This window comes from Tautonia sociabilis, assembly GCF_003977685.1.
GTDB classification, from domain to species: domain Bacteria; phylum Planctomycetota; class Planctomycetia; order Isosphaerales; family Isosphaeraceae; genus Tautonia; species Tautonia sociabilis.
This window is the reverse complement of the sequence record NZ_RYZH01000009.1, coordinates 111,934-125,575: the sequence shown is the minus strand read 5'-3', so window position 1 is coordinate 125,575 and position 13,642 is coordinate 111,934. Positions and strand designations below refer to the sequence as shown.

Genomic DNA, 13,642 nt, shown 5'->3' with positions numbered 1-13,642 from the left:
CCGGGCCGAAGGGCGTCACGCCACGTCGCGGGTCTCGAACAGCAAGAACGCGAACAGCAAGGCCGCTCCACTATACAACACACAGTACACCAGCGCGGGGAGCACATACCCCACCCACGGGATGATCACCCCCGTGGAGATCGCCGGGCCCGCGTTGAAGAACTCCAGGAACGGCAGCGCCCACTGGAACAGCCGGGCCATGAACGTGACCAGCTCGTTGGCCCGGATGTCCTCCGCCTGGCGTACCAGCACCTCGGTCAGGTGTCCCAGGAAGAAGATCGAGATGCACGTGATCAGGTTGACCAGCATCGGCAGCCGGGTCGAGATCGCCACGCTGATCGCCGCGATCACCGTCACCTCGAAGAACCCCAGCGCCAGGCCCGGCATGACCTGCAAGACCTGCTTGACCCGCATCGCCGTGTCGATCGTCCCCCCCGCCCCCTCGCGCAGGTCGTAGACGTACTTGTACCAGACCCCAGCCGCGAACAGCGCCCCCAGGATCAGGAACAGCGCCAGCACCGCCGCCTCGATCCCCATGAACTTGCCCACGATGAACTGCCGACGGTTCACCGGCTTGGACAGCAGCGTCACCGCCGTCTTCCCCTCGATCTCCTCCGCCACCGCCGAGCTGCTCGTCAGCAGCGCCAGCAGCAGGGCGAAGAACGTGATCGCCGTCAGGCCCGTGTCTTTGTACATCTTGATGTCCTCGCCGAACGTGAAGTACGGCAGGAACACCGAGGTGATCAGGACCATCGAGGCGAAGAAGAGCAAGACGACGAAGGCCGGCTGGCGGATCGCCTGCGTGGCGGTCGCCCGCGCGATGGTCAGCGTTTTCATGGCGGTTGGGGCCCGATTCGGCGTCGCGAGGATGCGGGGAGGATGAGAACGGGACGGCCTCGGCCCGGACGCCGATTGCGGACGGCGATCCGACGCCCGGGGCGTCCGTTTCAGTATGCTACGCGGAATTCGGAGAAAGGTTCGCCCGGCGGCAGGATTTCCGTCCGCTCGTCCCGGATGAACCGGCGCAGCTCGGATCGCACCGCCGTCAGGAACGTCTCGACCTCGTCCTCCGTCCCCTCGACGACCAGCTCCACCCGCCCGTCGTCCAGGTTCCGAACCGTGCCGCCCACCTCGAAGTCGGCCGCGATCCGGCTCGCCGTCGCCCGGAAGCCAACGCCCTGCACCCGGCCGTCATAATAGACGCGGCATCGGATCATGCGCTCTCCTCTGACCTCGGGGCGGGGGGGGGGACGGATCCGGTGCTCCGGTTCGTTCCGCGAAGGATGTCGAGTGTAGCGTCCCGCCGACCCCGCGATCAACCGGCCTCGGATCCGCTCCTCTCCTGGCTGCCCTGGGCCAGTTCATCCTCCGGCTGGTGATGACGGAAGGTCCCTCGTCTTCTGGGGATGGCCGTGCGGGTGGTGAGATTGAGCAGCCGGAGGCGCCTCCCGCCATGCTTCGAATCCGCCGGGGAGGATCGCCGTGGGGCTGGTCCCGCTCTTGCCCGCGGGCCTGGCGAGGATGGTTCGGCCCATCGGGGCCGGCGGCGGATGCCGCTTGTCAAAAGCGCCAGGCGGGTCGTCAAGATCCCCAAGCCGTTCCATCGAGGAGCGGTGGGCGTCCTTGCCCGAGTCCTGATCGAAGGTCCCTCCGATGTCTTCCATCGCGTCGGAAGACGCTCGAAACGGCAGCGCGAGCTCTGGCTCGATCCGAGGGAAGGCCCCTTGCCCCTCGGAGAGCGTCCCTCGCTGACCCCCGGCCCCGCCGTCTGGTACACTTGGCCGTCCGACCGACCTCCGAGGCCCCCGCCGACCGCCCTGAATCCCTTCGAATCGAATCGAATCGAATCGTACTGGACCGGACCTCCCGCCCATGTCCACGCCCGCCCCCGAGCCGCCGCGATCGCCGGTCGATTACAAGGCCGCCGGCGTCGATCTCGACGCCTACGAGCAGACGATGCGGCAGATCCCCCCCCTGTTGCGGCGGACCTACACCCCTCGGGTCATCGAGTGGCCGGGAGGGTTCGCGGGCCTCTTCCGGCTGGACGACAACATCCGGCTGCTGACCCGCACCTACCGCGACCCGGTGCTCGTGGCCTCGACCGACGGCGTCGGCACGAAGCTGAAGCTGGCCTTCGCCACCGGCCGCCACGAGACGGTGGGGGTCGATCTGGTGGCGATGTCGGTCAACGACTGCCTCTGCGCCGGGGCCGAGCCCCTGCTGTTTCTCGACTACGTCGCCATGAGCCGGGACGACCCCGACCTGACCCGTCGGATCGTCCAGGGAGTCTCCGACGGCTGCGTCGAGGCCGAGTGCGCCCTGCTCGGCGGCGAAACCGCCATTTTGCCCGACTTCTACCATGCCGGTGAGTACGACCTGGCCGGCTTCTGCCTCGGCGTCGTCGAGCGCCGGCAGATCCTCGACGGCTCGGAGGTCCGCCCGGGCGACAAGGTGGTTGGCCTGGCCAGCTCGGGCCTGCACTCCAACGGCTATAGCCTAGCGAGGAAGCTGGCCTTCGAGGTCGCCGGCCTGCGTCCCGACTCGTTCGTCCCCGAACTGGGCCGCACCGTGGCCGACGAGTTCCTCTCGCCGACCCGGATCTACGTGAAGGCCCTCAAAACGGTTTACCGGCATTATCGCGTCAAGCGGATCGTCCACGCCATCGCTCACATCACCGGAGGCGGCCTGATCGACAACCCTCCCCGGGTGCTGCCCGAGGGATGCTCGATCCACCTGCGCCGGGGATCGTGGGAAGTCCCCCCCGTCTTCGGCTGGCTGAAGTCGGTCGGCTCCCTGCCGGACGCGGAGGCCGACCGCGTCTTCAACATGGGGATCGGCCTGGTGCTGATCGTGGCCGAGTACTACGCCGAGGCCATCGCCCGCTACCTGAGGACCGAGGCCGGCATCCCCTCCTGGGTCATCGGCGAGGTGCGCGAGGGGCCTCGAGGCGTCGTCTGGGACGGCTGATCGCCGGTCCTCCGCGCTCCGGCTCCCGGTCGAGCCGCCGGCCGCCGTCGCTCCCGGCTCGTCCCCGCCCCTCGGGAAGTCCGGGGGGCCAAGCTCCCCCGCCGATCTCCCGAGGGGGAATCGGATCGGAGACCAGGAGGCCTGGGCCTTGAATCGATCGGAAGCGCCCCGGGGGCTTCGGGGGGCCTCGCCCCTCTGAGGGGCCCATCGCTCCTGGGGTTCGATCACCCCGGCTCGGTGGGCGCTGCGATCGGTTTCACCCTCCCCGTCCCGAATCGATTCTTCCCCGTCCGGTCGAGGCTTCCGACCGGCCGATCCGGAGCCCGGGATCCTCTCCCGCCCATCGGAACCGGAGGAGGCGGGCCGACCGGCCTCCGGGCTCCCGCCGCCACAAGGGCGAGTCAATGCGCTCCATGCGGCGGGGAGATTCTGGCTCCCCCAACCGGGGGGAGCCCCAGGATTCGCAGGTGCCAACGGACGCCCGGCCGCCGTGAGAACGGGGAAGGAGGAATGACTTGACAACGGTCTGCCAGTCGGCGAAACCACATGGTGTCTGTCTTATTTCTTGTCGACCTCGAACGTTGCTCGAATCACGATTGCGTGAGTTCGGGCACGATTGGGCCGGGCTCGGCGTCCGGTCGGCCCCCGAATTGGGAAACGTGGCGGTCGAGGTCGATCCCGAAGTGGGAATGCGAATCGTCAATGCCTAGGAAACGTCCCCACATCCTGCTGGCGACCCTCGCGATCGCGGCCCCCTTGCTCGGCTGCGGCGGGGGAGACGAGCTCGATCGACAGCCCATCTCCGGATCGGTGACGCTGGACGGGCAGCCGCTGGAGTCGGGCCTGATCACCTTCGACCCCGCGTCGAACCAGAGCATCACCTCGGTGGCCACGGAGATCACCCAAGGCGAATTCTCGTTCAATCGCACCAACGGGCCGGTCCCGGGAGAGTACCGGGTGGTGATCAACTCGGCTGGCTCGACGGGCGTCGAGCCCGGCGCCGGCGAGGCCCCCGGCGATACCTTTATTCCTCCCGCCGAGGAGCTGGTGCCGAAGAAGTATAACGCCGAAACCACCCTCCGGGCCACCGTTGAGGCCGGAGACAACCCGCCCATCGTCTTCGAGCTGACCTCGGGATGATGAGCCCCCCGGGCCTGGCCTGCCCTGGGCCCGCTCGCCTCCTCACCTCCTGATCAGGAGCCACCGCATGATCCGATCCTCAAGACGGGCGTTTACCCTCATTGAACTGCTCGTGGTCATCGCCATTATCGGTGTGCTCATCGCCCTGCTGTTGCCGGCCGTGCAGAGCGCCCGCGAGGCCGCTCGCCGCGCCCAATGCACCAACAACCTCAAGCAGGTTGGCCTGGCGATGCACAACTATCACGACGCCTTCGGCTCCCTCGCCCCGGGCCGCAAGGGCTGCTGCTGGGGGACCTGGCAACTGTTCATCTTGCCGCAGTTGGAGCAAGTGGCCGCCTACAACGCCTTCAACTTCAACGGCAACAATTCCAGCGCCGGCCAGGCCGCCGGGTTTGACGGTAACTTCCGCTACTTCGGCGCCGTCAATCGCACCGTCGCCAACCTCGACCTCGCTGCCTATCTCTGCCCAAGCGACGAGGGGAGCAATCCGGCCAACCCGATCACCGCCACGGTCAACGGCGTCCGCTTTGAGTGCAAGTACCGCAACTACGTCGCGAATCTCGGCAACACGACGGTTTCGCAGCTAAACATGCCCGCCTTCAACATCAATTTCCGCGGGGCCCCGTTCTATGACATGGGCTCCCCGGACATCGACATCGCCCCGTCGTACTATCCTGGCCGCACCACCCGCAAGGTTGTTGGCTTTTCCAGCATCCGAGACGGCCTGAGCAACACCCTGCTGGTCTCCGAGACCATCATCGCCCAGGGGCGCGACCTCCGCGGCTTCACCCAGTGGGGAGACGCCACCGGGTTCAACGGCTTCCTGACCCCCAACAGCAAGTCGCCCGATGTCATCGACGCCTACTGGTGCAACAACACCGCGCCCAATCCGCCCTGCACCCCGGTGACCACCGAGCTCGACAAGACCTTCGCCGCCCGCAGCCGCCACCCCGGCGGGGTCAACGTCGCCATGGCCGACGGCAGCGTCAAGTTCTTCAAGGAATCGATCAACGTCTTCGTCTGGCGGAGCCTGAGCACCACCAGCGGCGGCGAGGTCATCAGCGCCGATCAGTATTGATCGATCCGTCAATCGATCGATCAATCGCGACCATGCATCTCGCGACCCGACCGGGTCTGGGCCGGTCGGGCTGTCTCTCCCCGGGGCCGGCGTGAGCCAACGCTCGTGCCGGCCCCGATGTGTTCCTGGCTCCCCCCGCCTGAGGAAGGCTCGGCCGATCAGGGCGTGTTGGCCGCCTCGGCAGGCTCTTCCGCCTGCTCGATGCCGTCCTGGCCAGCCTCGGACGGGGAGACTTCAGAGGCCCCGGAGCGGATCTCACGGGGGGGAATGATGGTATCCGGCAGCGCCGAGGTCAGCGCGTCGGCGCCGTCCTCGGTGATGTTGGTCCGGTCCAGGTACAGGTAGGCCAGGTTCTTCAATTGCGCGAGCCGGGGCACGGCCGCGTCGGTGATCTCCGTGTCGTTGAGGTAGAGGTTGCCGAGCTGGGTGAGGCTCAGCAGGTACTCGGTCCCTTCGTCATCGATCGGGATGCCGACCAGGTAGAGGGTCGACAGCGAGTCCAGCCCGGCCAGCGCGGCGAGCCCCGGACCCTTGATGCCGGTGCGGCTCAGGTGCAGGGTCGAGAGCCGGTCGAGCGGGTCGAGCCGATCCAGTCCCTCGTCGGTCACGGCGGTCTCGGAGAGGTCGAGCTCTTGCAGTTGCGACAGCGTCGCGAGCCGAGCCAGTCCCTCGTCGGTGATGGCCGTGCCGGAGAGGTTCAGCACCGTCAGCCCGGGCAGCTCAGCCAGGGCGGCCAGCCCCTCATCGGTCACGGCCGTGTCGCTCAGATCCAGCCAGGTCAGGCGGGGCATCGTCGCCAGTCGGGCCAGCCCGGCGTCGGTGACCTGGGTCCCCCCGAGAAACAGGCCGCTGACCGAGTCGAGGCCCTCGAGCCCGGCGAGGAAGTCGTCCCCGACGGACGTGCCATCAAGGTTGATCCGGGAGATCGAGCCGTCGTCGGCCAGCTCGACGGTGCCGCCGGCCCTCTCGATCTCAGCCCGCTGGGCCGACTCGGAAGCGCATCCCGAGAGCAGGACGGCGCTGGCGAAGGCGATGATCGTTCGTCTCATGAGGGTCCCCGGTTCATCGGTCACCGATGCGAATCCCGGACGCCGGACGAGCCGCCGCCGGCCGGCTGGATTGTAGCCAGGTCGGCGGCCCGATGCGACCTCGTCGGCTCGCCGCCCGCCGGCTCAATCGGCCGTCGGGGAGGCCGAGGGCTCCCGGATTCTCCCCTCCCCTTCCCGGATCCGATAGCGGCGGTCGGCCGGCACTCCCTCGATCACCTCTCGGAGCCCGGACGGCCAGTCGACCTCGATCCGGTCCACCCACTCCTCCTTCCCGAGCCCGAAGTGGAGGGCCGGGCCGGAGGAGGACTGGTAGCTGCCGCCGCCGAACCGGACCGCCACCCGCCGAAGGCCGCCGGCGACGACCGCGCAGGTCGCCCCGATCGCGTCCCGGTTCGACCGGGTCCCCTCCAGCCTCAGGGTGAGGAAGTGGCCGCCCTCGGAGCGATTGAGCAGCAGGGCAAGCGGACCCCCCTGGTCGATCGCGACCGCGTCGACCCGGCCGTCGTCGTCCACGTCCCCCACGGCCAGACCCCGGCCCAGCCGGGGCCGGTCCCAGGGAGGGGACCCCGGGTCGTCGACCGGCACCAGCCGGCCAACGCTGGACCCCAGCAGGAGTTGGGCGGGCATCGCGTAGGGGAACCTCGGCCGGTGGTCGTCGACATGCCCGTTGACCGTCAGCAGGTCGAGCCTCCCGTCGTTCTGCGCATCGATGAGCGCCGTGCCGAAGCCGAGCAGCGATCGGGTCGCCGCGAGCAGACCGACCGAGGCCGAGCGATCAACGAACTGCCCGCCTCCCAGGTTCTCGTAGTAGGTCGTCCCCTCGCCAAAAAAGTTGGTGACGAGCAGGTCGATCGCTCCGTCGCCATTCAGGTCGCCGCAGGCGATCCCCATGCCCGCCTGGTAGCCGCCCTGAGCATTGGCGGCGAGCCCAGCCATCTCGGCCGTTTCCTCGAATCGGCCGTCGCCGAGGTTGCGGAAGAAGAAGTTCGCGGTGGCGTCGTTGGCCACGTAGAAATCGATCAGGCGGTCGTCGTCCAGATCCAGCGCAACGACCCCCAGCCCCCTCCCCGCCTCGGGGACCCGGATGCCGGCCTCCTCCGAGACGTCGACGAAGCGTCCTCCGTCGTTCCGGTACAGCAGATCGGGGGAAGCGGGCAGCGCCAGCGGATGGCAGTAGGAGAAGGAGCCGTCCTCGCGGCGGCATCGGATCGGGGCGGTCGGATTCCAATCAACATATCGGGCAATGTAGAGATCGAGATCCCCGTCTCCGTCGATGTCCGCGAAGGCCGCCGAGGTGGGCCAGCCGCCCGCCCCGGCCAGGCCGGCCGATTCGGTCACGTCCTCGAACGTCCCGTCCCCCCGGTTCCGGTACAGGGAGACGGCGCCGAGCCGGGTGACGAGCAGGTCGGGATGGCCGTCCCCGTCGAAGTCCGCCGAGCAGGAGCCGTGCCCGTACCCGCGATCGCCCCCCAGGCCGGCCGATTCGGTCACGTCCTCGAACGTCCCGTCCCCCCGGTTCCGGTACAGGCGATCCCCCGATGAGGGCGGGAGGCCGGGCTGGCCCGGCAGCCGTCCTCCCTGGACCGCGAAGATGTCCAGCCGGCCGTCCCCGTCGGCGTCCAGCAGCGCGACTCCGCCGCTCATCGTCTCGGGGAGCTGGCGATCCGGGGTGCGCCCGGGCTCGTGCTCGAAGTCGAGGCCGACCTCGCGGCCGACCTCGACGAACCGGGCCGGCGGCGGTGCCTCGGGGTCCCCTCCCGGGACGATCCCGGCCGACGCCGAGGCGATCAGCTCCCGGATCGTCGGGGGGGACGGTCCCTCCTCGGCGGATCGCCTCCGCTCCTGGATCCGAGCCAGCGCCTCCCGAGACTCCTCGTCGAACCCCCGGGAGCGGCCGATCAGGGTCCACCACCCCTCGGCCTCGAACCATCGACCGAGGCGCTCGGCCAGCCCGGCGAGTTCCACCCCCTCGTCGATCAGGTCGGCCCGGAAGTACCGGGAGCGATACCGGTTCATCGCCGCGTCGAGGGCGGCCTTGCGGGCCCGAAGCTCGGCGGCACCGGCCGGATCCCCAAGCCGCACGAGCAGTCCCGAGAGCCGCTCCAGCGCCTCCAGGTCCGTCGGGTTCCGCTCCAGGAGCCGGCGGAGGGCCGTCCGGGCCTCGTCCAGGTCCCCCCGGCGTTCGGCGAACCAGGCGTCCAGGTCGAGCAGGCGATCGGGCGGCAGCGCCCCCTCCGGCAGCCGATCAAGGGCCTCCAGGGCCGAGGAGGAGTCCCCGGCCGCGATCGCCAGCCGGAGCTGGGCGAGTCGGACGCTCGGGTCGTCGGGCCGGGCGGCCAGGCATCGGCGCAGCCAGCCCGACGCGAGGTCGAGCCGGCCCTCCTCAAGCTCCAGGTGGGCCATCCCCAGCCAGGCCCGGTCGTCTTCCGGGAACCGATCGAGGGCCCGTTCCAGCTCGGCTCGCCGCTGCTCGACCGGGGGCGGTTCGAGGTCGACCAGGCAATACTGCCGGAGCAGATCGCGAGGGCTCGACACCTCCGGCCACTCCCGGCCCGGCGGTCGCTTCAGGGCCAGATTCCAGACCTGCTCGATCAGCGGCCTCAGCTCGTCCCGGCGCCCGGTGAGGCGGGCGATCTGGACCAGACGCTCCCGAAGCATGGCGGGCTCCGGGCCGTCTCCCTCCCCGGCCTTGATCGCGAGATCGAGCCTCCGTTCCGCCTCGGCCAGCCGACCGAGCCCGATCAGGGCCTCCGACGCGGCCAGCGCCGCCCTGGGGCCGAACGCTCCCGCCGGGTCGATCGCGGCCCAGGTGTCGACCGCCTCTTCGAGCCTCCCGAGCCTCTGTTCGCAGGTTCCCAGCAGGAAGCGAAGCCGATCGTCCCCGGGCCGATCGTCGAGCCGACGCCGCAGGACCGGCTCGGCCTCCTCGAAGCGCCCGGCCTCCACGGCCGAGATCGCCGCGGCGAGCTGGGAGCGGTCGCGACGGGCCCGAGCCAGCGTTAGCGCCCCCCAGCAGGAGAGCGCAACCGCGGCGGCCAACAGCATCCCAACCGGCCAGCGGCGGGCTCTCATGCGCAATCGCCTGGCAACCACGTCCCGACCGGGACCGGGGTCAGTCCATCGGCTCGCCCCGGATGCGGGCGATCTCGTAGGCGTCCTTGTCCCCCCGGCCTGAGAGGCAGATCAGGACCACCTTGCCGGGGCCGAGCCGGGCCGCTTCCTTCATCGCCTGGGAGACGGCGTGGCTGGACTCCAGGGCCGGGAGGATCCCCTCTCGTCGGGCGAGCGTGTGGTACGCCTCCAGCGCCTCGGCGTCGGTGATCGACTCGTACCGGACCCGCCCGATCTCCTTCCAGTAGCTGTGCTCCGGGCCGACGCCCGGGTAATCCAGCCCGGCGGAGATCGAGTGCACGTCGCTGGTCTGCCCCTCGTCGTCCTGCAACACGTAGCTGAAGCTGCCGTGCAAGACGCCCGGCTGCCCCTTGGTCAGGCTGGAGGCATGCTGGCCGAGGTTCGAGTTCCTTCCGCCGGCCTCGGCGCCGATCAGCTCGACCCCCTCATCCCCGATGAACGGGTAGAACATCCCCGCCGCGTTCGACCCGCCCCCCACGCAGGCCACCACCGCGTCCGGCAGCCGGCCGACACGGTCCAGGCACTGCCGCCGGGCCTCCTTGCCGATGACCGACTGGAAGTCCCTCACGATCATCGGGAACGGGTGCGGGCCCACCACCGAGCCAATCGTGTAGTGCGTCTTGTCCGACGAGCCCATCCAGTCGCGCATCGCTTCGTTCGTCGCGTCTCGGAGTGTGCGAGAGCCGGTGGTCACGGCAACGACGGTGGCTCCCATCGTCCTCATGTTGAAGACGTTGAGCTTCTGGCGGCGGATGTCCTCCTCCCCCATGTAGACGGTGCATTCCAGACCCGTCAGGGCGCAGGCGGTGGCCGTGGCCACGCCGTGCTGCCCGGCGCCAGTTTCGGCGATCACCCGGGTCTTGCCCATCCGCTGGGCCAGCAGCACCTGGCCGATGCCGTTGTTGATCTTGTGGGCGCCGGTGTGGTTGAGGTCCTCGCGCTTCAGGTAGATGTCGGCGCCGCCGACCATGTCCGTCAGCCGCTTGGCGAAGTACAGCGGAGACGGCCGGCCGACGTAGTTGGTCAGGTAGTCGTTCATCTCCTGCCAGAAGGACGGGTCGGCCTTGATCCGCTCGTAGGCCTCGGCCAGCCGGTTCAGGGCGTCGATGAGCGTCTCGGGCACGAACCGCCCGCCGAACGGGCCGAAGCGGCCGAGGGCGTCGGGCAGTTGTCTCGGGTCGGTGGCGGCGGACGTGGCCATCAGCGAGCAAGTCCTTCCGATTGCGGCAGGTCGACTCGACCGTGCGGGAGAGCGGGAGGGCGTCGGGCGGGCGATGCCTCCATTGTTTCGGCCCCCCTCCGGCCGGGTCAAGGGAAGCGGCCGGGCGGGCAGCGAACCCGGCCGAGCCCCGGGGGGGCCGGGGCGCGGCGGGGGCGGGGGGTCAGCGGCCGCCGGGCTCGGAGGAGGCGGCGGCGGGGTCGACGGGGTTGCCCTGCTCGTCTCGAAGGGAGATCGAGGGGACAAACGGCAGGCCCTCCAGCTCCGAGGCGATGGCTTCGCGGTCGCCGACGACGAGTATCGTCATGCGGTCGGGGTGGAGGTGCGTTCGAGCGGCGTCGCGGACCTGATCCAGCGAGACGGACTCAAGCGTCTCCTGGTAGGTGGTGAAGTAATCATCCGGCAGTCCGTAGAGGACCAGCGCCTCCAGTTGCGAAGCGACCCCTCCGGTCGACTCCCAGCCGCCGGGGAAGCCGAGTACGAGTTGGCCCTTGGCGTCGGCCAGCTCCTGCTGGCTGACGGGGCGGTCGCCGCTGGTGATCTCGACCAGCTCGCGGTGCAGCTCGGAGAGGGCCGGGGCGGTGACGGCGGTCTGCACGTCGGCGCCGGCGACGAAGGGGCCGGGTCCCTTGCGGAAGGAGAACGTGGAGCGGGCGCCGTAGGTATAGCCTTTGTCCTCGCGGAGGTTCAGGTTGATCCGGCTGGAGAACTGGCCGCCGAGCACGGCGTTGAGCACCGTGACCGGGAAGTAGTCGGGCGTGTCGCGGGGCAGGCCGATCTGGCCGACCCGCAGGACGGATTGCGCCGAATCCGGCCGGTCGACCAGGTAGAGCGTCCCGGTCTCGGCCGGCTCGGGCGCGGGCAGGGTGGCCGGCGGCACGTCGCTCGGCTCCCAGTCTGCCAGCGGTGAGGCCTCCAGCCGCTCGACGATCGCGTCGGCCGTCGTGTCGCCGACGACGATCAACGCCGCGTTGTTCGGCCGGAACAGCAGGGAGTGGAAGGCGGTGATGTCGTCGCGGGTGATGGCGGGGACCGTTTCCAGGGTCCCCTCGACGGGGCGGCCGTAGGGGTGGTGCTTGCCGTAGAGCAGGATCGGGAAGACGTTCGAGGCGATCGCGCTGGCGTTGTCCCGCTGGCGGAGCAGGCCGGCCATCAGCAGGCCGCGCTGGCGCTCGAGGTCGGCCTGGCGGAAGGCGGGGTCGAGCAGCACCTCGGCGAAGAGGCCCAGGGCGGTGTCGGTCTGCTTGGTCAGGGTCGAGAGGGAGACGGTCAGGCTCTCGATGCCGGCCGAGGCGCTGATCGAGGCGCCGATCCGGGACAGGGCCCCGGCCAGCTCCTGGGCGTCTCGGTGGGCGGTTCCCTCGGTGAGCAGGTCGGCGGTCAGCTCGGCCACGCCGTCCTTGCCCTCGGGCACGAGCACGGCTCCTCCCTTGACGACCAGGTCCATCGTCAGGATTGGCAGCTGCGGCCGGCTGACGACCAGCACTTCGAGGCCGTTGCTGAGTGCCCGACGCTCGACCGGCGGAGGGGAGAACTCCGGCGCCGGGCCGGGCTCGGGCATGACCGAGCGGTCGAAGGAGTCGATCACGGGAGGCTCGTCGGCCACCAGGTCCACCGCGACGGCCGCGTTCGCGGCGACCTCGGGGGCCCGGGGGGTGGGGGCGCCCGGGGTCACGTCCATCCGGACTCGGTTCGGGGTCAGGTACTGCTGGGCGACGCGGCGAACGTCCTCGGGCCTGACGTCGAAGAGGCGCTGGAGCTGCTCGCGGTAGGCCAGCGGGTCGCCGAAGGCGACGTTGTTCTGGTTGAAGTAGTCGGATCTGGCGGCGACCGACTCCAGGCCGAAGATCAGGCCGCTCTCGGTCTCATTCTGGGCCTTGAGCACCTCGTCGTCCGTCGGCCCCTGCTCTTGGAGCCGGGCGATCTCGGCGTCGATCCGGGCCACCAGGTCGTCGAGGACCGTCTCCGGCCTCCCGGTGGCGATCACGGTGAAGGTGCCCGACAGCGCGCTGGTCGGATGGAAGGCGACCACCTGGCTGGCGACCGGCTCGTCATAGATCAGCGCCTTCTCCAGCCGGCTTTGCTTGTCGAGCTGCCCGAGCACCGACGCGAGGACGTCCAGCGCCTGCTCGTCCGGGTGCCCGTAGGGCACGGTCGGCCAGTTCAGGTAGACGCGGGGCAGCGAGACGCGATCGGTGATCGCCAGCGTCACCGGCTCGTCCAGGGTCGGCACCTGGGGCGGAAGCGGTTCGACCTCCGGGCCGGCGGGGATCGGCCCGAAGTACTTGGCGATCAGCGCCTTGGCCTGCTCGGGGTCGAAATCCCCGGCCAGGCAGAGGCTGGCGTTGTTCGGGTTGTAGTAGCGTCGGAAGAAGTTCTTCACGTCTTCGAGCGAGGCGGCCGAGAGGTCCGCCATCGAGCCGATGGTGCTGTGGTGGTACGGGTGGTCCTCCGGGTAGAGGGCCGCCAGCAGCCGCTCCTGCACCTGGCCGTAGGGGACGTTGTCGACGCGCTGGCGGCGCTCGTTCTTGACGACCTCCCGCTGGTTGTCCAGCTTCTCCTGGTCCAGCGCCGGGAGGAGGAAGCCCATGCGGTCGGCCTCGAGCCAGAGGGCCAGCTCCAGGGCGTTGCTGGGGACCGTCTCGTAGTAGTTGGTGCGATCGGTATTCGTGCTGCCGTTGATCCGGGCGCCGAGCGGTTCGAGCGGGGCGAAGTACTCGCCGTCGAGGTGCTCGGAGCCCTGGAACATCAGGTGCTCGAACAGGTGGGCGAAGCCGGTGCGGCCCTCGTCCTCGTCCTTGGAGCCCACCTTGTACCAGATGTTCACCGAGACGACCGGGACGGCGTGGTCCTCGTGCAGGAGGACCTCGAGGCCGTTGGGCAGGGTGTACTTCTCGACCTGGAGGTCGGGGATCTGGGGGCGTCTCGGTTCGTCGTCCTGTGGTCCGGCGGCGGCGAGGGGGGCCGGGGTCAGCAGCAAGGCGAGCGCCAGGCCCGGCAGAGCCCGGCGAGGAGGAGGCGATGGCATGGTGAGAGGATCCCCAGTGACCTGGCGAG

Annotated in this window: 9 protein-coding genes; 3 read left to right on the top strand and 6 right to left on the bottom strand. The window is 69.7% G+C overall.

What is annotated here, in order from left to right; genetic code table 11:
• Positions 1–15 precede the first annotated feature (15 nt).
• Positions 16–837, bottom strand: coding sequence for an ABC transporter permease subunit (locus TsocGM_RS06690; protein ID WP_126724529.1), 822 nt, complete (start codon positions 835–837; stop codon positions 16–18).
• A 110-nt stretch (positions 838–947) separates the two neighbouring features.
• Positions 948–1,217: an acylphosphatase gene (locus TsocGM_RS06685; protein WP_126724528.1), complete on the bottom strand. Its 270-nt coding sequence runs from the start codon at positions 1,215–1,217 to the stop codon at positions 948–950.
• Positions 1,218–1,872: 655 nt separating this feature from the next.
• Here TsocGM_RS06685 and purM point away from each other — a divergent pair.
• The 3 genes from purM to TsocGM_RS06670 all read left to right on the top strand — a co-directional run bounded on the left by purM (position 1,873) and on the right by TsocGM_RS06670 (position 5,185).
• Positions 1,873–2,967: a phosphoribosylformylglycinamidine cyclo-ligase gene (gene purM / locus TsocGM_RS06680; RefSeq protein WP_126724527.1), complete on the top strand. Its 1,095-nt coding sequence runs from the start codon at positions 1,873–1,875 to the stop codon at positions 2,965–2,967.
• A 702-nt stretch (positions 2,968–3,669) separates the two neighbouring features.
• Positions 3,670–4,107, top strand: a complete 438-nt coding sequence (locus TsocGM_RS06675) for a hypothetical protein (protein ID WP_126724526.1) — start codon at positions 3,670–3,672, stop codon at positions 4,105–4,107.
• Between the two features lie 70 nt (positions 4,108–4,177).
• The gene (locus TsocGM_RS06670) at positions 4,178–5,185 is read left to right on the top strand and encodes a DUF1559 family PulG-like putative transporter (RefSeq protein ID WP_391731738.1); all 1,008 of its coding nucleotides are present in this window, start codon (positions 4,178–4,180) and stop codon (positions 5,183–5,185) included.
• Between the two features lie 158 nt (positions 5,186–5,343).
• Here TsocGM_RS06670 and TsocGM_RS06665 read toward each other — a convergent pair whose 3' ends face one another.
• The 4 genes from TsocGM_RS06665 to TsocGM_RS06650 form a co-directional block, all read right to left on the bottom strand.
• Complete coding sequence (locus TsocGM_RS06665; protein ID WP_126724524.1) at positions 5,344–6,234, bottom strand: leucine-rich repeat domain-containing protein; 891 nt, start codon at positions 6,232–6,234, stop codon at positions 5,344–5,346.
• 123 nt (positions 6,235–6,357) lie between these two features.
• Positions 6,358–9,306: an FG-GAP-like repeat-containing protein gene (locus TsocGM_RS06660; protein ID WP_126724523.1), complete on the bottom strand. Its 2,949-nt coding sequence runs from the start codon at positions 9,304–9,306 to the stop codon at positions 6,358–6,360.
• A 40-nt stretch (positions 9,307–9,346) separates the two neighbouring features.
• Entirely contained in the window at positions 9,347–10,567 is a 1,221-nt protein-coding gene (gene trpB, locus TsocGM_RS06655) for a tryptophan synthase subunit beta (RefSeq protein ID WP_126724522.1), read from the bottom strand.
• Between the two features lie 181 nt (positions 10,568–10,748).
• Positions 10,749–13,613, bottom strand: a complete 2,865-nt coding sequence (locus TsocGM_RS06650; protein WP_126724521.1) for a M16 family metallopeptidase — start codon at positions 13,611–13,613, stop codon at positions 10,749–10,751.
• Between the last annotated feature and the right edge of the window lie 29 nt (positions 13,614–13,642).